We start from the raw sequence: 25154 nt of genomic DNA on the forward strand, positions 1-25154 counted from the left end.
TCAGGCGTTGCTGTTAAGTCTTTGATATGGCGATGTTAGTGCTGCGGTCAGTGTGGCTGATCGCTTTCCTTGAGTTCGCGCTGTCGTTGGAGATGTCGCTTGCGGGTGCGCCAGGCGCTGATGGCCAGATTCAGGGCAAGCCAGCCCGCGATGAGGGCCAGCGGCCAGCCGATGACGGCCGGCCAGAGGATGCCGATGACGGCCAGGACGACCAGGGCGAAGGCACCCACGACCAGGGGCGTGGTTTGCGTGTCACCCAGCACCCTGCGGTCGGTCAGCGCCGCGCCCATGTTGTTGGCCAGGCGCAGTGCGCCGGCCGCGGCGCGGCTGGAACTGCCACCCATGCGCCGGAACGTCGGATGACCCTGGCGTTCCGGCGGCCTGCTGCTCTGCACGCTTTCGGAGGACGGATGGTAGCGGCGCGGCGCGAGGACGATTTCGGTGGCGCTTTCCAGGTCTCGCAGGTATTGCTCGGCAAGCTGCGATGCAAAGCCCGTGTCTTCCACCGCGACGTCGATCTCGCGATTGCTCAACCAGCTGGCGATATTGAGATTGGACGAACCCACGCGCGCCCATTGGCCGTCCGCCACCGCCGTCTTTGCGTGCAGCATCGATCCGTTCCACTCGAACACGCGGATACCCGCCTTGAGCAGCGGTCGATAGCCCGATCGCGACATGCCGGCGACCATGGGAATATCGCTGCTGCCAGGAACCAGCAAGCGCACGTCCACACCGTCCTGGGCCGCCGAAGCCAGTGACTGCACGTAAGGCGCCACGCCGACAAAATAGGCGTCGGTCAGCCACAGCGTCTTGCGGGCCAGCGCCGCGATCATCTGGTCCAGGCGATACATGCCGGCCGTGGCGGGCTGCGTGGCGATCACGCGCAGCGCAACGTTGCCGTGGGCATAGGCCGGCTGCTCGGGGAAATGGGGCAGCGGTTGGCCGATGGATGCCCAGCTCTGTGCAAACGCCTGTTCGATTTCCGCGACGGCGGGGCCTCGCATGGCGACGCCGGTATCGCGCCAGGGGGACACATCGTGCGCGGGATCGCCCAGCCATTTCGCGCTGATGCATACGCCCGAAAGAAAGCCCAGTTCGCCGTCGACCACCAGAACCTTGCGATGGTCGCGACTGACCCAGCCGAACGGACTGCCCAGTTGCGGCGGATTGAACACACGCACTTCGCCGCCGGCGGCGCGCAAGGGTGCCCAGAAACCCGAGCGTGACTGCCCCATGCAGCCGATCCAGTCGTAGATGACGGCGACAAATACGCCAGCGTTTGCGCGTTCGACCAGAGCATCGAGAAACGCGCGCCCGACCTCGTCGTCGCGGATGATGTAGTTCTCCAGCAGGACGCGGTGCTGTGCCCCGCGAATGGCCTGGAGCCATGCATCGAAATGCGCTTTGCCGTTGATCAGCAACTCAATATGGTTGCCTGGCAACAGCGGTGCGCCGGCGGCGCGGCTGAGTGCCTGCTCGGCGACGAGTCGACCGGGTGACGTGGGGAAGACGGGTCGGTTCATGGATCCAGTGTAGGACATGCCCCGGTGAATTCCTCAACGGGCAGATGGAGGCTCACCTGGCGTCCACGCGCCGTGCACTTCGTGCAAGCGAGCCTCTCAGCAAACAGTCATGTTGGCGATGACAGGGTTCTGCCATGATCCAGAGCATGCCGCCCGAATCCCGACATACCGACACCGAAGCCTGTGCCCATCACATAGCCGAACGCGTCGGCCCGGACTTGCGCATCGCCGCGCCGCTGGGACTGGGCAAACCGCATGGGCTCCTCAATGCCCTTTACCGGTTGACGCGCGACGACCCTTCGCGCTCCTTGTCGCTCTATACCGCGCTGTCCCTGACGAGGCCGCGTCCGGCGCCCGGGCTGGAAGCCCGCTTCATGCAACCTTTCCTCGACCGCCATTTTGGCAAGGATGCGGAGGATCCCGAGTACGCCCTGGACCAGGCGCGGGACAAGCTTCCGTCCAACGTGGCGGTGCACGAGTTCTACATGCAGTCCGGTGCATTGCTGCATTCGGGCTCGGCGCAGCGCAATTACATCAGCCAGAACTACACGCACGTCGCACGCGATCTTGCGGTCCAGGACATCAATGTGCTCGTGCAGTTGGTGGCGAAGCGGGACACGCCTGATGGCGTGCGCTACAGCATGTCGTGCAATCCGGACCTGACCCTGGATTTCATCGACATGGTGGCGGCTTCCGGCAAGCCACGACCCTTTTGCGTGGCGGTGGTCCACCCGGGCTTGCCTTATGTCAGCGGCCACGCTGAAGTCGGTGCCGATTACTTCGATGCCGAGCTGAGGCCGGCCCACAGCGCACCCCTGTTCGCGCTGCCCCGGCAACCCATCGATGTCGCGGAATATGCGCTTGGCTTGCACGCCAGCGCACTGGTGAAGGATGGCGGATGCCTGCAGATCGGCATCGGTGCGTTATCCGATGCGCTGGTGCGGTCGCTGATGCTTCGCGAGCAGGATAATGTTGCGTGGCGTCGCGCGCTGGTGGCGCTGGATCCTCGTGGCGCAACGCACGCGCTGGCGGCGCGCATGGGTGGGCTTGCACCGTTCAAGGCGGGGCTTTACGGCTCCAGCGAGATGGTCATGGATGGCTTCATGCATCTGGCGCGTGCGGGCATCCTGCGACGGCGCAGCTGGGACAATCTGGCGCTTGAACGGGCCTCTGCACAGGGTCGGCTGGCGGAGGGTACGCCGGGCGGGCATTACCTGCGCGGTGCATTCTTCCTCGGCTCGCGTGATCTTTATCGATGGATCGGTGAGCTGGAAGCCAGCGATCCCGATGCGCTCGACATGTGCCGCGTATCAAACGTCAACCAGTTGTATGGCGATCATCAGGCGCTGGCAAGCCTGCAACGGCGTGGTGCCCGATTCTTCAATACGTGCATGATGGCGACGCTGATGGGGTCGGCCGTGTCGGATGGCCTGGAGAACGGGCATGTCGTCAGTGGCGTTGGCGGGCAATTCAATTTCGTGGCGATGGCGCACGAGTTGCCGGACGGACGATCGGTGCTGCTGTTGCGGTCCACGCGAAAGTCGAAAGGCACCGTCGAAACCAATATCCGTTTCAACTACGGGCATACGACGATTGCGCGCCATCTTCGCGATCTGTTTGTGACGGAATATGGCGTGGCCGATCTGCGAGGCAAGACCGATGCCGAGTGCATCGAGGCCATGCTGTCCATCTCCGATGCGCGTTTTCAGGACGCGCTGTGTGCCGAGGCCAAGGCCGAAGGCAAGCTGGCCGCTGATTTTCAGGTCCCGGAGAAATGGCGGCGCAATACGCCCGGGCACCTGCGCGATGCGCTCGCGCCATTGATGCAAGCGAAGACGTTGACACCGTTTCCCTTTGGCAGCGACTTCACCGGGATCGAGCAGCGCCTGTTGCCCGCGTTGCAGTGGTTGCAGGGCGGGCAGGCCACCTGGCGGGGGCGCTTCGGCATCTTGCGCGAACTGCTCAGGCGCGGGGAGCCGGTGGCGCAGGAAGCCGAGGCGATCGTGCGCATGGGGTTGGAAGGGGCCGGTTCGGTGGCAGAGCGCTTTGAGCGGCGTCTGGTCGTCGCTGCGATGCGTCACACGGCCAGTCGCGAGGACCGGTCTTTGCCGGCCGCTTGATGGCGCACTGAATGTCGGCGGCATGTCGGTCGTCTCTCTGTATTGAGTACCCAGGCGCCGTCGATTCGACCGCGTGTCGGTGCAAGACCGGAGGCGATTGAATGCGTCGATGCGTAGTGAGGAATGCGGGCACGGCCCTCCTGCTGTTCATGACGGTGGCTTGCGCCGATGGCCATGAGGCGCCCGTGGATGTCAGGCTCAAGGGTGGCGAAGGCGAGTCAGTCAGCGTCCAGGTGCGCTCGCTGGCAGATCGCACCCTGGTCGTGCAGGTACAGGTCGAGCACGTCGAGGACGGTGCTCCAGCGACGGTGATCGGCGAGTTGTTGCCGGGTACCTTGAATGACGCCCTGGTCGTGGAGCCATCGCGCTTCCTGCTGGCGCCGCATCGTGAGCGCGGCATTCGGGTCAGCAACCGCAGGCAGGTCGTGGCGCCATCCCTGTACGCGCTGCGATTTGTCACCGCGCCGCACGGTGATGGCGCAGAGCCACCTGTCAGGGCGCCCGAAGTCACGCCGGAGGTCGTCAGGGTCGGGGTGATGCCACATCGCCATGAGGGGCCGGAGGTCCCGTAGCCGACACCCCGGGGACGAGTCGTTGCGCTAAGCTTCGCGCCCCATTGCAGGTCATGTCGCCCATGTCACGCACCCTCGCTGAATGGCTGAGCTTCCAGGAACGCGTCAACGTGCGCAGCATCGAGCTGGGGCTCGATCGCGTGCGAACGGTCTGGCAGCGCATGGGTGCTCCGGTACTGGCCCGGCATGTCATCACGGTGGGTGGCACCAATGGCAAGGGATCGACGGTCGCCTTGCTCGAAGCGATCCTTCGCGCGGGTGGCGCGCGGACGGGGTGTTACACGTCGCCCCATCTGCTTCGCTACAACGAGCGTATCCGGATCGATGGCGTGGATGCCGACGATGCCGCACTGGTGGCCAGCTTCGAGCGCATCGAGGCGGCGCGCGGCGATCTGCCGCTGACTTATTTCGAATTTGGCACCCTCGCAGCACTGGACGTGTTCGCGCGTGAGCCGCTTGACGTCGCCGTGCTGGAAGTGGGGCTGGGCGGTCGCCTGGACGCGGTGAACATCATCGATGCCGACGTGGCCGTGGTAACCACGGTGGATCTTGATCACATGGACTGGCTGGGGCCGGATCGCGACGTGATCGGGCGGGAAAAGGCGGGCATCGCGCGCGCGGGGCGTCCGGTGATCGTGGGCGACATGTCGCCGCCGCAAGGCTTGCTCGATGCATTGGCGCTGGCAGCGGCGCGCGTGGAACGGGCCGGTATCGACTTTCAGGTCGAACCGGGTGCCGATGGATGGCGCTGGATCCATCGTGACGGGACCCGACTCGACCTGCCGCAGCCGTCACTTGCGGCACCGGTCCAGATCGCCAACGCGGCGACGGCCATCGCCGCGCTGCATGCGCTGGGCGAAGCGGGTCCGCTCGATATCCAGCAGTTGCACGTCGCCGCTCGGCAGGCCCTGCCTCGCGTCCGGGTGCCGGCGCGCCTGCAGTCGCTCGGAGGCGACCCGGAAGTCATCGTCGATGTCGGTCACAACCCGCAAGCGGCCAGCGCCCTGGCTCAATGGTTCGAGGCGCAGGGACTGGCGCCGGTGCACGCGGTCTATGGGGCGCTGGCGGACAAAGACGTCGATGGCGTCATGCGCGCTGTCGGTGCGCACGTCGCCAAATGGCACCTTGCCGGGCTGGACGGGGATACGCCGCGCGGCTTGCCCGCCTCGGCGCTCGCCGAGCGGCTTGGGGCCAATCTGCCGGGCGCCGAGTTCGCAACTTACACGGATGTGGCCACGGCGCTGGATGCGGCGCGCGGACAGGCTGGAGCGGGTGCGCGCATCCTTGCCTTCGGTTCGTTTTTTGTTGCCGCCGCCGCCCTGGCTGAATCGAATCGCTGAGCATTAGGAAGGGATGGCCCCGGGACAGGTATAATCCCGCCCGTTTTCGCGTTGCGCCTGTCGCCTTGGAGTCTGTCTTGAAAACACGTCTGCTCGGAGCCGCCGTTCTTATCGCGCTGGCGGTCCTGTTCGTGCCGATGTTCTTCTCCAACACGCCGCCCGCTGCCAATGGCGACGAGTCGGTGAGTCTCGCGATCCCGCCCGCGCCGGATCGCGACCTGCAGACCAAGACCATGAGCCTGACCCCCGGGGCCGCGCCGTCGGCCACCGCCGCGGCAGCGCCCAGGCCGGCGGAGGGCGTCAATGAGCCCAGCGCCCCCGGTGCGGCGCCCGTCAGTTCCGACAAGCTGGCCACGGTGAATATCGGCTCCAATCGTCCGCGAGACGTCGAGACCGATCCGGCCGCCGGCAAGAAGCCCGAGCCCACCACGGTGACGCGGGCCGATGGCAGCACGGCGAACCAGCCGGTCATCCCGATTCAGAACAAGCCAGCCGCCACGCAGCCGGTAATCCCGGCGCAGACCAAGCCTGCCGAGCCGGCGAAAGCCGCCCCGCCGGTCGTCCCGTCGACCCCGCCGGCCACGGCCGCGCGCGGCCAGTTCACGCTCAACCTGAGTGCCTATGCCTCTGCCAGCAGCGCGCAGAACCTCGTGCAGCGCGTGCAGGGCCTGGGCTATCCGGCCAGCAGCCGTCAGATCTCGCAGGGCGGCAAGCCGCTGACGCTGGTGACTGCCGGTCCGTTTGAAACCCGTGCAGCCGCCGAAGCGGCGCGCCTGAAGATCACCCAGTCGATCCCCGGTGCTCCCGCCCGTCTGGAAGGCAGCGCTTCCACGCCCGCTGGCGACGCGCCGGCACCGGCGGCGGCCGCCAAGGCACCGGCTGCACCGGGCAAGCCCGGTGGCTGGGCTGTTCAGGTAGCTGCCATGGGCACGCAGGGCGATGCCAATGCCTTGCGCGATCGCTTGCGCGCCAACGGTTTCGACGGTTACGTGGATACGGTCAACGCGGGTGGCAAGCAGCTCTGGCGCGTTCGCGCCGGTCCGCAGACGCAGCGCGATGACGCCGTGCGCGTGCGGGACCAGATCAAGACCAAGCTGGGCCTGGACGGCAACGTCGTCGCGGCACCCTGAGAGACGGTAGCGACGCGTGAACTGGACCGACTACATCATTGTTGCAGTGCTGGGGTTGTCGGTCTTGATCGGACTGTGGCGCGGCCTCATTTCCGAGGTATTGGCGCTTGGCATCTGGATTGCCGCGTTCTGGGTGGCCTGGACCTTTGGTCCTGATGTTTCCGGCTACTTCGAGCATCGGATCGAGCTGCCGTCGGCGCGGATCCTGGTGGGCTACGGCATTTGCTTCCTTGCCGTCCTGCTGGCGGGCGCGCTGCTGCGTTTTGTGGTCAGTCGCCTGGTGGAGGGCACCGGCCTGTCGGGCACGGACCGCCTGCTGGGCATGGTGTTCGGATTTGCGCGAGGCGTGCTCCTGGTGACGCTCGCGGTGTTCCTGCTGGGTTTTACCGCGTTTGCGCGCGATCCCTGGTGGCAACAGTCGGTGTTATTGCCGCAGTTCAAGGGAGTAGCTGCGTGGCTTGGCGACAAGGTGCCCGATAGCGTGAGGCGTTATCTGAATCCTCCCGCCGTGCTGGATCATCTACCCGCCCTTCCGGCGGCTGTGCCGGGCGCAACGCCAGCGCCTGCCCACAGTACCCAGGTGAACGCGACTGCGGGCGCGGTCACTGCGGCGACGAATCATTAGCTACGGGCAACACAACCATGTGCGGAATCATCGGCATTGTCGGTACCACGGAAGTGGCATCGGCCCTGTATGACGGCTTGACGGTGCTTCAGCATCGCGGCCAGGACGCGGCGGGCATTGCCACCGTGGAGGGCTCCCGTCTGCGCCTGCACAAGGGCAACGGACTCGTGCGCGACGTATTCAGCCAGACGGCGATGAGCGGACTGCGCGGTCGCATTGGCCTGGGTCACTGCCGTTATCCCACGGCGGGCTCGGAGGGCTCGTCCGAAGCGCAGCCGTTCTACGTGAACTCGCCTTACGGCATCGCGTTCGCCCACAACGGCAATCTGGTGAACACCGAGACGCTGCGTCGCGAGATGTTCGAAGACGATCGCCGCCACATCAATACCGATTCCGATTCCGAAGTGCTCCTCAACGTGCTGGCGCACGAGCTTCAGATCCAGGACCGGATGGCGCTGACGCCCGATCACATCTTCAAGGCCGTTGCCGGCGTGCATGCGCGCGCTCGTGGCGGCTATGCCTGTCTGGCGCTGATCCTGGGTTACGGCTTGCTGGCGTTCCGTGATCCCAATGGTATCCGTCCTCTGGTGCTGGGCGAGCGCGTTTCCGCCGAAGGCCGCGAGTACGCCGTGGCATCCGAATCGGTGGCGCTGGACATCCTGGGCTTCAAGCGCCTGCGCGACGTGGCGCCGGGCGAAGCGGTCTTCATCAGCGACGATGGCCAGCTGTTCTCCCGTATGTGCGCCGAAGGCGCCGTGCATGCACCATGCATTTTCGAGTACGTCTACCTGGCCCGGCCGGACTCCATGATGGAGAACGTGTCGGTCTACAAGGCGCGTCTGCGCATGGGTCAAAAGCTCGCCGAAAAAATCATGCGCGAGCGTCCGGATCACGGCATCGATGCCGTGATCCCGATTCCGGATACCGCCCGCACGGCCGCCAGCGCGCTGGCGGAGGCGCTGGGCGTGCCCTTCCGCGAGGGCTTCGTCAAGAATCGCTACATCGGTCGTACCTTCATCATGCCGGGGCAGGGCGAGCGCGTGAAATCGGTGCGCCGCAAGCTCAACGCGATCGATCTGGAATTCCGCAAGAAGAACGTCCTGCTGGTGGATGACTCCATCGTGCGTGGCACGACCTCGCGCCAGATCATCCAGATGGCACGCGATGCGGGAGCCAGGAACGTGTTTTTTGCTTCCGCGGCACCGCCGGTGCGCTATCCAAACGTCTACGGCATCGACATGCCGGCGGCATCCGAACTGGTGGCTGCGGGTCACAGCGAGAAGGAAGTCGAGAAGCTGCTCGGCGCCGACTGGCTGATCTACCAGGACCTCAAGGACCTGATCTGGGCCGTGCAGGATGGCAACGAGAGCCTCAAGCAGTTTGATGCCTCGTGCTTCAACGGCGAGTACGTCACCGGCCTCGACCGCAGCTACCTCGAACAGATCGAGATGCTGCGTTCCGACGACGCCAAGGCCGCACGCCGAAGCGCGTGATGCCGATGGCCCGCACGCTGGTGCGGGCCACGTCTCCTGACGTCCACCATGTCCGATCTTCATCAGGCCGCCCGGCGTTGCCTTGAAGCTGCCGATCCGGCGGAGAAGTTGCGCCTGACGCACGAGGCCTGGCAGCAATGGCTGGCGGGCGAGCTGACGCCTTCGGCATCGTCGCCACCACCGTCCCCGATGGGCGCTCCCGGTCGCCCGGCCTTGCCGCGGCTCGTGCCGCAGCGCCAGGTGCCGCATCGTGGACTGGGTACGGAAGAGGGGCGCGCCGCGCTGGTCCATGCCGTCGCCCACATTGAGTTCAACGCCATCAATCTGGCCTGGGATGCGGTCTATCGCTTCCGCGACATGCCGCTTGCGTACTATCACGACTGGGCGAGCTGCGCCCACGATGAAGCCAGGCATTTCGCCATGCTCTCAAAGCGCCTCGCGGACATGGGCCATGCCTATGGCGATTTCGACGCCCACAATGGCTTGTGGGAAATGGCCGAAAAAACGGCGCATCACGACACGGCCCGCATGGCACTGGTCCCTCGCGTGCTCGAGGCGCGAGGTCTTGACGTCACGCCCGGCATGATCGAGCGACTGCTGAGCGTGGGCGATCAAGCGACAGTGGCCGTGCTGGAGGTCATTCTGCGCGAAGAAGTCGCCCACGTTGCCGCGGGCACACGCTGGTTTCGCCATTGCTGTCAGCGTGATGGCGTGGATCCGCGCCAAACCTTCCTCGACCTGCTGCAAACCTACATGGGCCGCACCCTGCGAGGGCCCTTTAACCGGCCCGCCAGGCTTGAGGCCGGTTTCGACGAGCAGGAACTCGATCGTCTGACGGAGATGGCGCTGCTCGGCTGATCGAGCGGTCCCGTCTTGACGCCGATGCACGGGTGAGCGAGCGTTATCGCTTGGTCCCGAGACCGGTGGGGGCCTGGCACGGGGAGATTCCAATGGATATGCGTAGGGTGGGCTGGGCGTCCTGGCGTTTGCTGTGGATGGCGATGGGCCTGTCGCTGGCAGCATGCACGTCGGCACCGGTGCACAATCCGATGGCACGCTGGGTCGAGTCACCCAACTACGACATCCGTCGGCCGGTGATAATCGTCCTGCATTTCACCGACCAGCATTCGGTGCAGGAGAGTCTCGATACCCTGCGCAGTTCGAACAGCCAGGGGCAGGTGAGCGCGCATTACCTCATCGGCGCCAACGGCGACATCTTTCAATTGGTCGACGATGACAAGCGCGCCTGGCATGCAGGGTCGGGCCGGTGGGGCACGATTACCGATCTGAACTCGGCGTCCATTGGCATCGAGCTCGACAATGACGGCCACGCGCCCTTTGCGAAGGCGCAGATCGATAGTCTGCTGCGCTTGCTGGGCGACCTCACGACGCGGCTGCGCATTCCTCGCTCGCAAGTGATCGGTCACGAAGATCTGGCACCCGGGCGAAAGAACGACCCCGGTCCCCTGTTTCCCTGGCGCACCCTCGCTCAAGCGGGCTATGGACTGTGGCCAAAAGAGCCCTTGCTCGAGCCACCACCCGGATTTGATCCATGGCTGGCGCTATCGCAGATCGGCTACGCACTCGATGATCGCGCCGCAGCCGTCCAGTCGTTTCGACATCACTTCCGCGGCATGGAGGGCCAGGAACTGGATGCCGATGACCTGCGCGTGCTTTACACCTTGAGCATGCAATGGATGCGCGTTGCCGATAACCCGTAGGCATTTTCGACATCGATTCGGCGTCGTTTTGACGCCATGCGTCGCCTGTTCGGATTAGGGCTGTCGCAGCAGAGATTCATCCTATTTGCACCATAGAAACACCGCTTTCGGTGGCGTTCTATAGGGTTTATCCCAGTGCGCCGATATACTCACGCGTCATGCAGATGACGCCTGAATGTCCGGTTCGCATCGCACTGCTGGATGATCACGAGTTCGTCCTGCAGGGATTGACCGTGCAGCTCGAACGCTTGCCTCACTGTCGGGTCGTCGGAGCTTTCGCGCAGAGTCGCGGATTGATCGATGCCCTCGATCGTCTCGAAGTCGACCTGATCCTGCTCGACTACGCCTTGTCCGAGGGCGATGCTGACGGCCTTCCGCTTATTCGACGCCTGCGCCGCCGTCATGCCGACAAGCGCATCCTCGTCGTGTCTGGTCGCGATGATGTCGTCACCGTGAACATGATCTTGCGCGCTGGCGCGCACGGTTTTTTCCCTAAGCGCCAGGGCGCGCGTGATATTGAGCGGGCGATACAGCGGGTCATGCGTGGTCACGTGTATCTGCCGGACAAGCTTGCCGACGAACTGGGTCAGACGGAGCTTGCATCGCTGACGCCGCGGGAGTGGGAGGTGCTGCGATGCTTCCTCGATGGCATGTCGGTCAGCGATATTGCTGCCAAATTCAAGCGCAGCCTGAAAACGGTGAGTGCGCAGAAGTCCGCTGCCTTTCGAAAGCTGGGCATTCAGTCGAATGCCCAGCTGTTCAAGCTTCAGGGGACCCTGATGGAGCAGGGCGGCGACGAAGGTCGTGATTGAGTTACCTGGGTCGCCAACGCCTGGCACACATCGCTCGTGATCAGGATCGAAGGCGCATGGCGCCCATGTTGATGCCATTGCCATTGTCGAGTACGCGCTGGACCTCCATGCGAGCCATGCGTACCCCGGGTTTCACCGGCGCCAGCGTCACCCAGTGCTCCGCGGAACGGCCCACCCCCGATACACGCTTCTCTTCGATCAGCACGTCGTGCACGTCGTAGGTCCTCACCACGGCCTCGAACGGCTGAGGCGTCGGAAACGCGTCCGGGCCCGACCACAAGGGGAAGATGACCTCGCGAAACGGCACACGAAATGTCACGGCAAGGACCGAGTGCTTTGATGGGAAGATCAAGTGGCGCGGCTGGGAAATGCTCTCGGTGGATACCCACCAGTCGCCGGGTGAGCTCAAGTCGACGTGGGGGCGTCGGGCGAACTGGACCGGGCCATGCGGCATGTCGTGATAGCTCTCAATCAGCTCGCTTCCGCCTTCGGCGATGAAGAAGGAGAGCGTGGGTGATTGCCGGTCGTGGCCGCGAATGCCGTAATGCACGGACGCGGTTGAACCGCGTGCAGGCGTCACCCTGTCTGCGGGTATGCGAATGTTCTGCGGGACCGGTTGGTCGACGCGATGTGCCACGAGGTATTCGCCTCCGGCCGTTATCCAGCGCAGCTCGATCACGTCATCGACGCGGATGCCGTCATAGGCATCGACGTGTACATCCAGCCCCTGTGCCGGAAGATCGCGCAGATCCAGGAAGCCGTCCTTCGCCAGGGGGACGCGTGGCCCGGGAAGTGCGCCGATACCTTTGCCGATGCCCAGGTGCAGGGTCTCGGAATGGCTGTCCGGGCCACTGGGATGGCTCACGCTATAACTCACATTGACAGTGCCCCCGAGGTTGCCCGTCACATGCTGTTTGGGCACCTGAAAGCGAACCATCGGCGCGCCCGGTACGTCGCGCACGGGTAGGGTGTCCTTATACTCGCCCGCTCTGCTGCCACTCCATGTCAGGTGAACATGGTCGCGACCCTTGATGACTCCGGCGCGCTGGATAGCGACGGTGGCACCGGTGGGATCGGGTACGAGATCGGGATCGAGCCAGCCACCCCGGGCTTCTTCAACGGTGGGCATCGCCAGGCGTTGTGACGCATTGCGAATCTGTACGTGCAGGGTGTCAGATCGCAGCCCCGCTACCAGCCTTGGCGTCAAGCGTCCCCGCGCATCACGTTCGAAGGCAGTCACGTTGTAATAAACCTTCGCTGAGCCCCGGTTCAGTCGCGCGATCTTCGCCCCTTCAACCACGAAGTCGACGGGTTTGCCGACCATGGCCGCAGAGACTTGCCGCGACTGGTAATCGACGACGGGATCGCCGTTGACGTCGGTGCCATCAAATGTCAGTGCAAGGGTGTCACCGGCCTGCATGAATCGATAAGGGGGGACCCGAACGGTCGCGCCGTTCGGAACATCAACGGGATCAAGCATGCCGGACTTCGCTTCAAGGATGTCGGGGGCAACCAGGCGCACAGACTGCCCCACGATACGAACCGTGCGCCGGGAGGAGCGTCGCTCGCCGCCCGCTTTGCCTGGCAGCACGTGGTAATAGGCCATCGCCGTGCCCTGCGCCGCCGCCGCAACAACATCGAACGGTACATCGAACCTGAGGAACCCCACCTGTCCTTCGACTTTGCGCGCGTCGCGGTGGACGGGCAGCGGCGCGCCCTCTCCGGTATAGCCCTCCCAATAGAACGTGACAAGGTCGTCGCGTTCGATGCGTACGGACGATTCGCGGAGATCGGCGGCTGACAGCGTGTATTCCACGCGCGCCTGCACCGCCTGCCCGTTGAGCCGGTCCAGGTGCACGGTGTCGTATTCGTCGGCATCGATGACAAGCGGCCGTGGCAACCGGTTGCCCAGCTCGACTTCTACGTAGTGGGGCGGTGCCCAAAGCGACCAGTTGTTTACCCGGTCGCGCACCTCATAGGTCACTGCGAGCCGGCCATCGCCGCCTTGGGCGATGTCGTCCGCGGTGAGGTGAACCGTGACAGGCCTGCCTGGCTCGCCATCCTTGATGGGAGGGCATCGATGGCGATAGCTGCCCCAGGCCACCGTCAACAGGTCGCCCGGTTCCATGTTGATCCAGGCGGGGATCGTCAGGGTGACGGGCTGTCCCGCAGGGACGTACGGAGGCACGCCGCGCATGCTCGCCAGGTTTTCGTTGATGGCATCCGTGGTCGCGTCCGGATCCGGGCCGCCGGGGACCGTGATGTCCACATGTACGTGGACAGGTGGCGACTGGGACACTTCGCCGGTCAGGCGCTGGCGCACCGAGTACCAGACCTTGATAAGGGAGTTTGTACCGATGTCCAGGTCATGCACAGGCAGCCCAAGCGCCAGGACACCCTTGTCGTCGGCGCCGAGGGCATACGTCGTGACGGGTCGACCGGCATGTTGCCAGTACACGCTGACAACATCGCCTTCAACCATATGCTGCCAGGGGCCGACGAGAACGATAATGCGCTTCGCCGGATCGCGGATGTCGTCCCAGCCGATGCCACCGTTATCTTCGGCGCGCGGCAGGGATGGTGGAATGAGTTGAAGCGCGTTCGTTTCGCGCTGGAAAGGAATGAGCGTTCGCATGGTGCAGCCTTGGGAGATCGTGGAGCCGGCCCGCGGCAAGATGGGCGGGGCTGTCGGGTGGATGGCAGCGGCCGGTTGTGGATGACGCATGCGGTCATGCGTCGCGGGCACGGTTCAATGGATGTGTGTGGGCTGGGTGCCGGCGGAGTGCCGGCACCCGTGGCCTGATCAGTAACGCAGTTCCATCGGACCGATGGCCATGCGATGTCCCGCAGTGGCCTTGATCTCAAAGCGACTGATGGACTTGCCGACATCGTCAGGCACCAGCACTACGTCGGCATCAATATGCCCCGCGCCGCTTACCGTCGTGCGCCCGATCTCCTGGCCGGATTTGCCGTACATCACGATGGCAGCAAAGATGGAGGGCGCCGGGGGTGTCTCGGGTCGTTTGATGGGGAACAGGGGGATCCAGATGTTCCCCCAGGCCCTCGTGTGCGAGGCGATGGGGCCGTTAATACGAAAACGCACTTCCCGGAAATCCCGCCTGAAATCGACGCTAAGCAGACTCGGTGTTGCCGGCGAAATGAGAGCCGGTGCAGGTGATGAGGCCTGCGCCTGATGACTTGCGCCGCCTTGCGCAACGCCCGGAACAAGGCCGACCTCCCAGTCACCATGCGACACGAGCACGAGCTGCGGCCTGGCTAACACCGTGAACTTGCCCAGCGGAGCGCCTTCATAGTCGTCCCTGACGGAACGCGCGCCGCCGCCCACGGCAAAAACAAGCGCCGAGGATTTGGTTTGGCTGTCGGAACGCGAGACCAGGTAATAGAGCTGGACTGAGGCGTGCATGGCATTGAGAACGTCCGTGCGCGGAACGTGCAGTTCGACGGCACCGACGAATTGAACCTGATGCGCGATCTGGCGCACGCCCGTCGGGCTGTCCCACGTCAGGACGATTTCATCGCCCCGCTGCATGCCTTCATAGAGCGGAATGACGACTTCCAACCCTGTGGCGGGCATGTCAATGACATCGAGATAGCCGTCGACGATCAGCGCAGCTTGCGGCGGAGCCGGGAGAAGGGCGGGAGAATGGCTTTGAATGCTTGCAACGTGGCTGGTCATGCGAATGCCTTGACAGAAGGAGGAAGGTCATTGGATCCGTGGCGCGTATCCATATAGACGAAGGCATCATCTGCGCGCACGACGCCGTACTCGTTCGATGCGGTGTAGTAGGCATGCGCCGAGCCGTACTCGATCTCGAGCAGATGAACTGTCGGAATGACGACGGTGCTTGCCGTGTCCGCATCATTGCCACTTACGAAATGCGTATGGGTAAAGCGCGATCCTTCGATGATTTTTCCGCTGCCATCCAGTCTGTCGTTGCCCACGAAATGCACGAAGAGAATGTCGCCCGGCTTCTTGTTGCGGTAGTGCGGCATGACGAACGGCGTGCCGCCATCGCTATTGGCAGCGGCATAACCGATGGCATTGTTTTCGTTGGCCTCGGTGAACAGGCCGACATCCAGCTTGCCGCCACCCGGCAGGTCGCCCTTGAGCGTGACGCGGACGCCTTGAACGGGTGACAGCGCGGTGTTGCTACCCGGATCGGGTTCGTTGTTTCGCGTCGCTTTGTACTGCACCTCGATGAGGCCCGACCCGCCCAATCCGATGGTGTCGGCATCGACTTCGATCACGATGTCACCGCCAATGTCGTCTTCCCGCACGACATAGGGTGCGCCAGCCGGGCTTCCATGCCAGCTCAGCTGAATGACGTCATCCTTGGCAAAGGCCACGCTTGGCGGCATCTCCGTTGTGGTGGTGCGGATAAACACGTTGGCGCCTGCGATGGAGTCTTCGGGCGTCAGGTTGTTGTCCTGGCCTGATGCCTTGCCCCTGACGCGTGGCGCGTGAAGATTCTCATTGATGGGCGTGCCGGGATCCGGGTCGGGTCCACCGGGGATGGACAGATTGACCACCACTAGTGTCGATTCGGACATGATTTCCCGACCGCGCCGAACGATGTACATCACCTCGGCGGCGTACCTGCTTTGTTCGTTGGCCGCCTGGATGTCGGCGTAGCTTGCAATGATGTAGAACAGTGGCGTGGCGGGTTCTCCGGGCTTGATGTCGCTGGCCCGTACCGTGACGGGAGGCAGGCGAACTCCGGCCCAGTCCAGAATGATTTCGTCCCCCGGCGCGACATGGGTGTACTGTGGAATGCTGACGGCCACCCCATCGCGGGCTTCTTTTTCAACGATCACGCCGGGCGTGGAGCCATCATGCATGGCAGCGATGCCAGGTGCCGTCAGGTTGATGGGTTCGTCGACAAGGAAAAGACGCAGGCGTGTTTCAGTCGAGCGTTGCGAGATGTTTCCCGCGCGGTCCGTTACGCGATAGTAGAACTTCACTATCCCTTTGCCGCCGGCATCCAGCAGGTGCTTGCGGGTAAAACGTGCCACGGGAAACTGGTCGATATTGACAGCGGTGATTTTGATCGGGTCGACGGGAATGTCATCACCCAGATAAGGCTGGATGACATCGCCAATCATGCGATCAAAATAGTCCGGTATCGCGCCTTCGAGAACATCGCCGAGCTCATCGAGCCGCTCGCTGGTCAGTCCGTGGTCCTCAATATCATTGGGGAAGTCGATTTCTCCGAGCCCTTCGCCACCGGGTGCCGTGCGGTCGATGCGCAAGGCAAACGGGTGCTTGCTGTCGAAGATGTCGCCCCCGGGGAACACTGCGACGGCGTAGCTGACCTGATAGGTCCTGTCAGGGCCGGCGAATTCCTTTTTGTCGATCTTGACGGAAAGGTCTTCCGCGCGATCGATGATCTCCTGCGTGATGATTCCCCGATCGCCCACTTGCTTGCCGTCGATCGTCACGAAATATTTGTCGTTGACGTGGATGGGAAGTTCCATCCACAACGGAATGCGCGTCTCGACATCCTGGTCGACGTAGGGTTGCGGAAGGGTGCCGTCGTCCAGCGCATCGGGAATCTTGATGGCAGCAAAGTCGTAATCAGCGGGTCCTGTTCGACCGATGCGTCGAAGGACGGGCCGTTCGACTTCGGGGGAGGGGCGGCGGGAAGGTTGTCGGTATGCGTCCTTGTCCATCTGGGTCCTGTAGTTTGTGCGCGCGAAGTCCTGGGTTGTTCCAGGGATTGGGTCCGATGCGGATGACCGACGCCGGGGCGTGATGCTGTCGTCAGTGCCGTGGCGCTTGCGTCGGCCATCGGTTGGCAAGTCGTCTCTCGACCGACCAAAGGTCGCCGGGACCTAAGCATGAAATCACGCGTCTCATGAAGTTCGCATTTGAGAATCTTTGCGCTTGCACGGCGTCGCGATGCGCTTCCGATGCGCTTCCATCGATCACGCCGCGCTACGTGAGTCGCGACTCAGATTTAGGACTGTTCTGGATGGAGCTGCGTCAGGTGCACTGATGAAATGCACCTCCGACGCCGCCGACCTTGCATTGCAATGATGCAGGCCCTGCGTCAGGACCTTTTCACAGGCAGGGACAGCTCCACATGCAACACATACATGGATCGCCATTCACTCTGGCACGTGGCGCTATTGCCATGGCTTTGGCTGGTTGTTTTTCATCGGCCCAGGCGCGTGATCTCGCCGGCCCGGGTCGTGTCTTTGATATCAGGCAGGGCGATGCCAGTGAAAGCTGGCGCGTGTTCGACCATGCGCGGCTTCGGGCACAGCCGGGTGCCCGGATGAACTCGGTGGCGGTGAGAGGCGCTTATCTTGAGATGACGGGCGCGCGTCTTGAGCACAGCATCAATAGCTACGCACTCGCCATCGAGAACGAGTCGGTGGCCACCCTCGTCAACTCCGACGTCATCAGCGACAGCGGCATGGCCATCGCCGTGGGAACAGGGGCTGGCATGGGGCCAGATGGCGGGTTATCGAGTCAGCTTGTTGCCGTCGATTCGAGAATCGAGGGCGTGCAGCGGGGCGTAAACATCCTCAGAAACTCAAGTGCCACGTTTCAGGGCACGTCGGTGGTGGGGCGGTGTCACCGCGGGACTTGCAGTGAGGGGTACGCCGCCGTCATCAGCAGCGGCACTCTCAATGCATTCAGTGGCAGCCATTTGCGCGGCGACAGGGCGGGTGTGTGGGTCGTCGAAGACGTGCGCGGTTATGACTCCGACGGTACGTTCGTGAATCTCGATCGGTCAAAAGTGGAGGGTGGTAGCGAAGCGGCCATTGTGGTGAATGACTTTGCGGTCGACTACACACGTTCCCATCCCGTGATCACCATCCGCAATGGAAGTGAATTGCTGAGCCAGACGGGTGTGCTCGTCAAAGTGGGCAAGTACTCCACGGCCGATATTCGGGTTCACGACAGTGCGCTCTCGGGTGATCTTGTCACCGATGAGAGCAGCTCGATCAAGCTTGGCTTGTTTGGCGATGCCAGCTTGTCAGGTCGCCTGCTGGGGAATGTCAGCCTTGCCATGGCGGATCGCAGTCAGTGGCATCCGAGTGGTGACGTGACGCTGCAGTCATTTGCGCTTGATGGCGGTACCGTCGGCCTTGGCGCAGGCACGGCAGGAACCCATGCGTCGTTGTACGTCGCAGGTGATGTCGTCGGGCGCGGTGGTGTGATTCGCCTCCATTCACGCTTGAATGAAGGCGGTGATGTCGGCACTCAGTTCACGGATCGCGTCCTGGTTGGCGGTGATGTCACAACCCTGGGCACCGTGTGGCTCGACGTCAATGGCATCGGTGCTGGCGCCAATACCGACCGCAATGGCAACGGGAAAGTCGATGCATTCGAGGGCATGTCCCTGGTGCAGGTGGGCGGCGCTTCGCGCCGGGACGCCTTTGCGCTGGCCGGCGGTTACGTTGCCGCAGGCCCCTGGCAATACACTCTGCACGCTTTCGGGCCCGGTGAAGTCGATGCCTCGCAGAACGTTCTTCCCGTGGGTTCGCTGCAATGGGACTACCGACTGGCAAGCAGGCTGCTGGACGATGGGGGCAAGGATCCGGAGCCCCCCGTCGTCGATCCACCGGTGATCGACCCACCGGTGATCGATCCTCCGGCGGTACGGAAAGGCCTCGTTCCACAGGCGCCGTCATACCTTGTGGCGCCGCTGGCCCTGCTGGGGTACGACGATGCGGTCAATGATGGCTTGATGCAGCGGCTTGGCGACGTCCGTCAACCGCGGCTCCGAAAGGGGCATGAGGGCGAAGTCTTCGCCCGCGTCGTGACGGGCCAGCAGCATTACACGACTGACCTGGGATTCCAGGACTTTGGGTTCGACTTTCGCCAGCAGGTCAATGTGCTTCAGTTGGGAGCCGGCCTGGTCACCAGTGAACTGGGGAGCGCCACGCTGCGCGCTGGCTGGGCGGCCGATCGGGGAACGTCCCGGGTGACGCCGCGAGCCGCCGACGGCGCAAGCCAGGCCAAGTACACCGTCGACGGTGCATCCGTATGGATGACCTTGACGGGTGATGCGCCCTGGTACGTTGATGCGGTGGTTCGCGGGTCCCGATTTCGCGGTGACGTGGGTACGGCGGCCCGCGGTACCGACGTGGCCCGTGTGCGCGGCAGTGGCTGGTCGACTTCGGTCGAGGCCGGCTATCGATTCGCCCTGGCGGATGCCTGGGCCGTGGAGCCGCATGCGCGACTGAAGCGTGCATCGCAATCCTTCGATGACGTGCACGACGTCGATGATGTCATCACGAAGGTCTCCCGCATCAGGCAAACGCAGTTGCGAATGGGGGCCACCGTGTCCCGGCAGCAGGCCGCGCGTTTCACGCCGTACGCCAGGGTCGAGTTGATCGGCTCGTTCAGCGGTCGCGCCAACGCAAGTATCGGTAGCGCGTCGTGGAATGTCTCCGATGATTTTCGCGTGGGGCGGCTGGGCAATGCCTATCGTGTCGCTTCCGGAGCTACCGCTGATCTGGGTCGCCGCGTCCAGGTCTATGGCGAGGCGACCTATCAACACCATCTTGGTCGCTATGGCGTGCGTAGCTGGTCCGGCCATGCCGGGGTTCGTGTCCGGTTTTGACGTGTGATGCCGTCGCGTGTCGGCGGCGTCGAACCTTGGTTTGTACGCTGCCATCACAACGACATGCACTAAATGGAGGTTGCGGGAGCCGTCGTGGGGTCAGGCGGCGTGAGGTCGAAAGCGTACTCGTGCATGAGGGATGCATGGAGTGCCCGGAGTGCCAGCGGAAATCGCAACGTCGGAGTGCGCCGCGTGTGCGTAGCATCGACAGGGAGGTGTTGAAGACATGCAGCCGAGAATCATCATTGCCGATGAGTATCCCGTGGTTCTTTATGGTGCGGAGCACGCGCTGATTTGTGCAGGCTGGCGAATCGCGCTGACGACCAGCAAACCAGCTCAGTTACCCAGTCTGCTCGGCATCGTTTCTTGCGAACTGCTGATCGTCGACCCGTTCCAGTCGGGCGAGATGTTCACGACGGGCATGTCGCTGTTGGGCCAGCTTCGGCGGGCGTATCCAGACACTCGCGTCGTGGTATTCACGGAAGCGTGCAGCGCATGCGTCGTCCGTGAGCTGGAGCGGCACGATATTCACGCGCTCGTGTGCAAGGGGGATGGGACCGGCGAGCTGGTCGCCGCGGTTCATCAGGTGACGGCCGGGAAGAAGTACATCAGCAGCAGTGTCGCATCGCTGCATCCCGCACTCTGTCCCCAGCGGGCTTCGGAGATGGCGGAGTCTGGCGGCTAGCCTGCAGGTGTCGGGTATCGGCGCGCGCGAGATGGGGCAGGAGGGGGCGCTCGGCCGGATGAATGCGCCAGGCGAACCGAGGGCACAAAAAAGCCCGCGAGCTTGCGCTTGCGGGCTTTTTCTCAGGTAACTCGGGAGTTACCTCAATTGGTCGGGGTGACATGATTCGAACATGCGACTTCTACGTCCCGAACGTAGCGCTCTACCAGGCTGAGCTACACCCCGTGGGAGCCGCGTATCTTAATGGCGGATTTGCGGCTTGGCAACACTTGTGAAGGTCGGGCAGCAAGATTTTTGTAGGAAGGGGGATGCAGGGGTTCTGGTAACCTATGCGTTTGCCGCCGCGCGCACGTGGCGCGGGGCGTGATTCCCCTTTTTGAGCAGAGGATTTATGGCGCTTACCCCGGCCCGCACCATGCCAGGTGTACTCGAGCTGCTGCCGCTCGACCAGATCGCTTTCCAGCGGATGCTTGATGTCATCCGCCGAAACTATGAGCGCTTTGGCTTTCTGCCGGTGGAGACGCCGGTCATTGAGTACGCCGATGTCCTCCTGACCAAGACCGGCGGCGAGACCGAGCGCCAGGTCTATTTCGTCCAGTCCACGGGCGCCATGGAGCAGGGCGAGAAGCCCGACATGGCCCTGCGCTTCGACCTGACCGTGCCCCTGGCTCGTTATGTGGCCGAGCATGAGCACGACTTGTCATTCCCGTTCCGTCGTTACCAGATGCAGCGCGTCTATCGCGGCGAGCGCGCCCAGCGCGGTCGTTTCCGCGAGTTCTATCAGTGCGACATCGACGTGATCGGCAAAGACAGCCTGTCCGTACGCTATGACGCCGAGCTTCCGGCCGTGATCTACAGCGTGTTCCGCGACCTGAATATCGGCGCATTCACCATCCAGCTGAACAATCGCAAGCTCATGCGCGGCTACTTTGAGAGCCTGGGCGTGGCCGATCCCGATCAGCAGACCCTGGTGCTGCGCGAAGTCGACAAGCTGGACAAGCGTGGCGCTGATTACGTGCGCGATACGCTCACTGGCGAGGCCTTTGGCCTCAGTTCCGACGTGGCGCAGAAGATCCTGGATTTCGTCCAGGTGCGTTCGACCTCGCTGCAGGACGCCTTTGACAAGCTGGATGCACTTGGCGCCGGCACGGAGTCAATGGAGCAGGGGCGCACGGAACTCAAGGAAGTGCTCACGATGATTCGCGATTTCGGCGTGCCCGAATCGCACTTCGTCCTGAACCTGTCCATCGCGCGTGGCCTTGATTACTACACGGGCACGGTCTACGAGACCACGCTGAACGACTTCCCGCAGATCGGCTCGATCTGCTCGGGCGGCCGTTATGAAAACCTCGCCGGCCAGTACACCAAGTCGCGCCTGCCGGGGGTGGGTATCTCGATCGGCCTGACGCGGCTGTACTGGCAGCTTCGAGACGCCGGCCTGATCGGCACGGCGCGCAGCACGGTCGATGTGCTGATCACGCAGATGGACGAGAAGCAGCTGCCGGCCTACCTGGCGCTGGCTTCGGAGCTGCGTGGTGCGGGCATTCCCACCGAGGTGGTGCTCGAGGGCGGCAAGCTGGGCAAGCAGTTCAAGTACGCCGACCGCGCCGGTATTCGCTTCGTCGTCGTGCTGGGCGAAGACGAGATCGCCAAGGGTGTCGTGACCGTGAAAGATTTGCGCCGCGAAGACCAGTTCGAGGTGGCGCGTTCGGAGTTGATCAAGACCCTTCGCGTCGAACTGGCGCAGGCTGAAATCAGCGCCTGAGGCAAGGCATGGGCGTTGCGACGGCGCCCGTGCGCCGGGTCATGCAGATGACCCGGCCGGCACGGCGGGTCGCTTGCCCTCCATCGTTTTCTGGGGTGAGACACGCATGACCGCAAAGACCATTCTTCTCGACGGCAACAGCCTCACGCGCGAACAGCTGGTGGCCGTGGCCCGTCAGGGGTTGCCTGTCGAACTCGACAGCGCCCAGCTCAGGCGCGTCCAGCGCGCCGCCGATTTCCTTGCCGACAAGGTCAGTTGCGGAGAGCCGACGTACGGCGTCACGACGGGCTTTGGCAGCAATGCCGACAAATTGCTTGGCGCGCATCGCCTGCGCGACGAGCTTCCCGGCGGCCATCCGGACAAGCCGGAAGGCACGCTGCTGGAAGAACTCCAGCACAATCTGATCACCACGCACGCCGTGTGCGTCGGCAAGCCCTTTGCCGAGGACGTCGTCCGCGCCATGCTGGTCATCCGCATCAACACCCTGATGCGCGGCCATTCCGGCATTCGTGTCGAAACGCTGCAAGCCCTGACCGCGATGCTCAACAGCGGCATCGTGCCCGTCGTGCCGGAAAAAGGTTCGGTGGGTGCCTCCGGTGACCTCGCGCCGCTCTCGCATCTGGCGATCGTGCTGCTGGGTGGTGGCGAAGCCTTTTATCAGGGCGAGCGCCTGCCCGGTGCCGAAGCCCTGGCACGTGCTGGCCTCACGCCGATCCGCTTGTCGTTCAAGGAGGGTCTGGCGCTGAACAACGGCACAGCCCAGATGCTCGCAACGGCCGCCCTGGCGCTGGATTCGCTGGAATACCTGCTGGATACAGCCGACCTGGCCGCCGCGATGACGCTGGATGCGTTCGCCGGCCGCAGCGGCGCCTTGCGTCCTGAGGTCCACGATCTGCGCCCGCACCCGGGCCAGGTCGACGCCGCCGCGCACGTGCGCAGCCTGCTGAGCGGAAGCACCCTGGTCGACATCCCGTATCACTTGGTGCCGCGCTTCAAGCAGTGGTCAGCCGAGGCCTGGGTCGAGCCGCAGGATCAGGCCTTGAGCTTTGATATCGGCTGGGACTGGGTGCCGGCGAATCAGCGCCATGGTCGCGAAGCCTTCTACAAGCGCTTCCTCCCGTTCCGCGGCGGCAAGAAGCACCAGCCGCAGGACGCCTACTGCCTGCGTTGCATGCCGCAGGTGCATGGCGCGGTGCGCGATGCCTGGGCGCAGGCGTGCCGCGTGATCGACATTGAGCTGAACTCGGTGACCGATAATCCGCTGATCTTCCCGGATGCCGAGAACGCCGAGTTCATTGAGGAGCAGGTGATTTCGGCGGGTCACTTCCATGGCATGCCACTGGCCCTGGCGATGAGTTACGTGAAGGCCGCCATTCCCGTGCTCGCGTCGATCTCGGAGCGTCGTCTCAACAAGCTCGTCGATCCGGCGAACAACGATGGCCTGCCGGCCTTTCTGACCGGCAACGAAGATGGCACCGATTCGGGCTTCATGATCGTTCAGTACACGGCCGCTGCGCTGGTCAATGATCTGGCGACACGCGCTCATCCGGCGAGCGTCTATTCCGTGCCGACCAGTGCGAATGCCGAAGACCATGTGTCGATGGGCGCCAACGAGGCGCGCCACGTGCTGGAGATGATGGAAGACCTCAGCCACGTCATCGCGCTGGAGCTTTACACCGCGGCGCAGGCGCTGGATTTCCGCCAGAACATGCTCAATGCCGCACGTCGACTGGCATCACGTGGCGACTGGAAGGCTATCGCCGCCAAGATCGCCAATGCGCCGCGCGAGGATCATCCAAGCTATGAGCAGTTCGCGTCCGAAGTGCGTGATCTTATGGCAGCGCTCGCAGGCGTTGGCGACTTCCATGCGGGCGAATCCGTGCGTGGGGCGCATGCCGTGCTACGCCGGTATATCGGCTTCATGTCGCGCGATCGCGCGATGGATGGTGAAGTCCGTACGGTTTGCGACCTGGTGCGTCAGCGCGCACTCTGAGCGTCGGCTGGATCCTGGGTGGTGCGCCAAAGCTGGCGCACTGCCCAGCACATCCATAGCAGCACCAGCGCAATCGTCAGCTTTTGCATGAGGCCGTGGGGCAGGCTGCGAGCGAAGACCATCGACCACAAGGCAGCCGTGGCCAGCCAGGCCAGCGCCACGCCCGTGGCGGAGCCCCGCTGCAGGCGTGGATCGCGTCGCCAGCGGCCGCTCACCAATAACATCGCAAAGCTCAGCCACAGGAACGTCGCCTGCGCGGCGAGGCCGTGGATCAGTTGCGCCGCGCTTTCGTGTGGCGTTCCCAGATAGAGCTCGGTCACCGCGACGACGGGCAGGGCCAGGCCGGCCCCACCAAACAGGATTGCTGCCAGGAGGCTGCGGCTCGCCGGCATCGTCGCGCGATAACCGGCAACGGCCATGCAGAGGATGGCCAGGGCCATGGCGTAGTAAGCGCTCCGTAGCCACGCGCCGCCGGGTCCGACGAGATACGGGCTCAGGGGGATGGCGACCGGATCCAGATCGCTGCGCGTCCACTGCAGGATTCCTGCGACCAGTGCGAAATAGGCCGACGCGGACAGCAGGAACAGACTTGCAAGGCGAAGGCGCGTCGGATGCATGGTGTTTCGCGTGGCCTGAGACGCGCAAAGCGTAGCCGATCCAGGGCTGATGGCGTCGATGGGGCCGTCCGGCCACGCGATGGAGGCGGGTGGGCAGGGCATCCGCTGCCGTGACGCCTTGGTAAACCCGGTGTTGCTCCTCGCTTGCGGCAACGCAC

Annotated in this window: 18 protein-coding genes and 1 tRNA gene; 13 read left to right on the forward strand and 6 right to left on the reverse strand. The window is 63.8% G+C overall.

All coding sequences use genetic code 11. The annotated features are described in order from the left end of the window. Positions 1 to 47: 47 nt before the first annotated feature. The gene (locus EYV96_RS02235) at positions 48 to 1523 is read right to left on the reverse strand and encodes a phospholipase D-like domain-containing protein (protein WP_131149890.1); all 1476 of its coding nucleotides are present in this window, start codon (positions 1521 to 1523) and stop codon (positions 48 to 50) included. 134 nt (positions 1524 to 1657) lie between these two features. Between EYV96_RS02235 and EYV96_RS02240 the strand changes: the two genes are divergently transcribed. The 9 genes from EYV96_RS02240 (at position 1658) to EYV96_RS02280 (ending at position 11336) form a co-directional block, all read left to right on the forward strand. Next, positions 1658 to 3643 carry an acetyl-CoA hydrolase/transferase C-terminal domain-containing protein gene (locus EYV96_RS02240; RefSeq protein WP_131149891.1) on the forward strand — a complete coding sequence of 662 codons (1986 nt, stop codon included), beginning with the start codon at positions 1658 to 1660 and terminating at the stop codon, positions 3641 to 3643. 101 nt (positions 3644 to 3744) lie between these two features. Next, positions 3745 to 4215, forward strand: a complete 471-nt coding sequence (locus EYV96_RS02245) for a hypothetical protein (RefSeq protein ID WP_131149892.1) — start codon at positions 3745 to 3747, stop codon at positions 4213 to 4215. A 62-nt stretch (positions 4216 to 4277) separates the two neighbouring features. After that, positions 4278 to 5555, forward strand: coding sequence for a bifunctional tetrahydrofolate synthase/dihydrofolate synthase (gene folC / locus EYV96_RS02250; protein ID WP_131149893.1), 1278 nt, complete (start codon positions 4278 to 4280; stop codon positions 5553 to 5555). A gap of 77 nt (positions 5556 to 5632) precedes the next feature. Continuing rightward, complete coding sequence (locus EYV96_RS02255; protein WP_131149894.1) at positions 5633 to 6685, forward strand: SPOR domain-containing protein; 1053 nt, start codon at positions 5633 to 5635, stop codon at positions 6683 to 6685. A gap of 16 nt (positions 6686 to 6701) precedes the next feature. Next, positions 6702 to 7310: a CvpA family protein gene (locus EYV96_RS02260; protein ID WP_131149895.1), complete on the forward strand. Its 609-nt coding sequence runs from the start codon at positions 6702 to 6704 to the stop codon at positions 7308 to 7310. Between the two features lie 17 nt (positions 7311 to 7327). Next, on the forward strand, positions 7328 to 8803 hold the full coding sequence (gene purF / locus EYV96_RS02265; protein ID WP_131149896.1) for an amidophosphoribosyltransferase: 1476 nt from the start codon (positions 7328 to 7330) through the stop codon (positions 8801 to 8803). A 48-nt stretch (positions 8804 to 8851) separates the two neighbouring features. Continuing rightward, positions 8852 to 9661 (forward strand): ferritin-like domain-containing protein, encoded by an 810-nt coding sequence (locus EYV96_RS02270; RefSeq protein WP_131149897.1) that lies wholly within the window; start codon positions 8852 to 8854, stop codon positions 9659 to 9661. Between the two features lie 98 nt (positions 9662 to 9759). Beyond that, positions 9760 to 10524, forward strand: a complete 765-nt coding sequence (locus EYV96_RS02275; RefSeq protein WP_131151458.1) for an N-acetylmuramoyl-L-alanine amidase — start codon at positions 9760 to 9762, stop codon at positions 10522 to 10524. 164 nt (positions 10525 to 10688) lie between these two features. Beyond that, positions 10689 to 11336 (forward strand): response regulator, encoded by a 648-nt coding sequence (locus EYV96_RS02280; RefSeq protein WP_165488562.1) that lies wholly within the window; start codon positions 10689 to 10691, stop codon positions 11334 to 11336. A 40-nt stretch (positions 11337 to 11376) separates the two neighbouring features. Here EYV96_RS02280 and EYV96_RS02285 read toward each other — a convergent pair whose 3' ends face one another. The 3 genes from EYV96_RS02285 to EYV96_RS02295 form a co-directional block, all read right to left on the reverse strand. Then, positions 11377 to 13971 (reverse strand): hypothetical protein, encoded by a 2595-nt coding sequence (locus EYV96_RS02285; RefSeq protein ID WP_131149899.1) that lies wholly within the window; start codon positions 13969 to 13971, stop codon positions 11377 to 11379. A gap of 168 nt (positions 13972 to 14139) precedes the next feature. Then, on the reverse strand, positions 14140 to 15033 hold the full coding sequence (locus tag EYV96_RS02290; RefSeq protein ID WP_131149900.1) for a hypothetical protein: 894 nt from the start codon (positions 15031 to 15033) through the stop codon (positions 14140 to 14142). Beyond that, positions 15030 to 16796 (reverse strand): hypothetical protein, encoded by a 1767-nt coding sequence (locus EYV96_RS02295; RefSeq protein WP_131149901.1) that lies wholly within the window; start codon positions 16794 to 16796, stop codon positions 15030 to 15032. The genes EYV96_RS02290 and EYV96_RS02295 overlap by 4 nt, the downstream gene beginning before the upstream one ends. Positions 16797 to 17440: 644 nt before the next feature. Here EYV96_RS02295 and EYV96_RS02300 point away from each other — a divergent pair. Continuing rightward, positions 17441 to 19936: an autotransporter family protein gene (locus tag EYV96_RS02300; RefSeq protein WP_131149902.1), complete on the forward strand. Its 2496-nt coding sequence runs from the start codon at positions 17441 to 17443 to the stop codon at positions 19934 to 19936. Between the two features lie 226 nt (positions 19937 to 20162). Further along, positions 20163 to 20621 carry a response regulator transcription factor gene (locus EYV96_RS02305; RefSeq protein ID WP_131149903.1) on the forward strand — a complete coding sequence of 153 codons (459 nt, stop codon included), beginning with the start codon at positions 20163 to 20165 and terminating at the stop codon, positions 20619 to 20621. Between the two features lie 148 nt (positions 20622 to 20769). Here EYV96_RS02305 and EYV96_RS02310 read toward each other — a convergent pair. Further along, positions 20770 to 20846, reverse strand: a tRNA-Pro gene (locus EYV96_RS02310). A 166-nt stretch (positions 20847 to 21012) separates the two neighbouring features. Between EYV96_RS02310 and hisS the strand changes: the two genes are divergently transcribed. Continuing rightward, a complete protein-coding gene (gene hisS / locus EYV96_RS02315) occupies positions 21013 to 22386 on the forward strand; it encodes a histidine--tRNA ligase (RefSeq protein WP_131149904.1) in 1374 nt (457 codons plus the stop codon). Between the two features lie 106 nt (positions 22387 to 22492). Beyond that, positions 22493 to 24379 carry an HAL/PAL/TAL family ammonia-lyase gene (locus EYV96_RS02320; RefSeq protein WP_131149905.1) on the forward strand — a complete coding sequence of 629 codons (1887 nt, stop codon included), beginning with the start codon at positions 22493 to 22495 and terminating at the stop codon, positions 24377 to 24379. Here EYV96_RS02320 and EYV96_RS02325 read toward each other — a convergent pair. After that, entirely contained in the window at positions 24364 to 24996 is a 633-nt protein-coding gene (locus EYV96_RS02325) for a DUF998 domain-containing protein (RefSeq protein WP_165488563.1), read from the reverse strand. The genes EYV96_RS02320 and EYV96_RS02325 overlap by 16 nt on opposite strands. Positions 24997 to 25154 lie beyond the last annotated feature (158 nt).

It is taken from the genome of Dyella terrae (assembly GCF_004322705.1).
In the GTDB taxonomy this organism is placed as follows: Bacteria; Pseudomonadota; Gammaproteobacteria; order Xanthomonadales; family Rhodanobacteraceae; genus Dyella_D; species Dyella_D terrae.

Excerpts from the sequence above, each read along its gene's own strand:
- EYV96_RS02245 (WP_131149892.1), top strand. The coding sequence starts at position 3,745 with ATGCGTCGATGCGTAGTGAGGAATGCGGGCACGGCCCTCCTGCTGTTC.
- EYV96_RS02320 (WP_131149905.1), top strand. The coding sequence starts at position 22,493 with ATGACCGCAAAGACCATTCTTCTCGACGGCAACAGCCTCACGCGCGAA.
- EYV96_RS02280 (WP_165488562.1), top strand. The coding sequence starts at position 10,689 with ATGACGCCTGAATGTCCGGTTCGCATCGCACTGCTGGATGATCACGAG.
- EYV96_RS02270 (WP_131149897.1), top strand. The coding sequence starts at position 8,852 with ATGTCCGATCTTCATCAGGCCGCCCGGCGTTGCCTTGAAGCTGCCGAT.
- folC (WP_131149893.1), top strand. The coding sequence starts at position 4,278 with ATGTCACGCACCCTCGCTGAATGGCTGAGCTTCCAGGAACGCGTCAAC.
- EYV96_RS02240 (WP_131149891.1), top strand. The coding sequence starts at position 1,658 with ATGATCCAGAGCATGCCGCCCGAATCCCGACATACCGACACCGAAGCC.
- EYV96_RS02290 (WP_131149900.1), bottom strand. The coding sequence starts at position 15,033 with ATGACCAGCCACGTTGCAAGCATTCAAAGCCATTCTCCCGCCCTTCTC.
- purF (WP_131149896.1), top strand. The coding sequence starts at position 7,328 with ATGTGCGGAATCATCGGCATTGTCGGTACCACGGAAGTGGCATCGGCC.
- EYV96_RS02235 (WP_131149890.1), bottom strand. The coding sequence starts at position 1,523 with ATGAACCGACCCGTCTTCCCCACGTCACCCGGTCGACTCGTCGCCGAG.
- EYV96_RS02285 (WP_131149899.1), bottom strand. The coding sequence starts at position 13,971 with ATGCGAACGCTCATTCCTTTCCAGCGCGAAACGAACGCGCTTCAACTC.
- EYV96_RS02275 (WP_131151458.1), top strand. The coding sequence starts at position 9,760 with ATGCGTAGGGTGGGCTGGGCGTCCTGGCGTTTGCTGTGGATGGCGATG.
- hisS (WP_131149904.1), top strand. The coding sequence starts at position 21,013 with ATGGCGCTTACCCCGGCCCGCACCATGCCAGGTGTACTCGAGCTGCTG.
- EYV96_RS02300 (WP_131149902.1), top strand. The coding sequence starts at position 17,441 with ATGCAACACATACATGGATCGCCATTCACTCTGGCACGTGGCGCTATT.
- EYV96_RS02325 (WP_165488563.1), bottom strand. The coding sequence starts at position 24,996 with ATGCATCCGACGCGCCTTCGCCTTGCAAGTCTGTTCCTGCTGTCCGCG.
- EYV96_RS02305 (WP_131149903.1), top strand. The coding sequence starts at position 20,163 with ATGCAGCCGAGAATCATCATTGCCGATGAGTATCCCGTGGTTCTTTAT.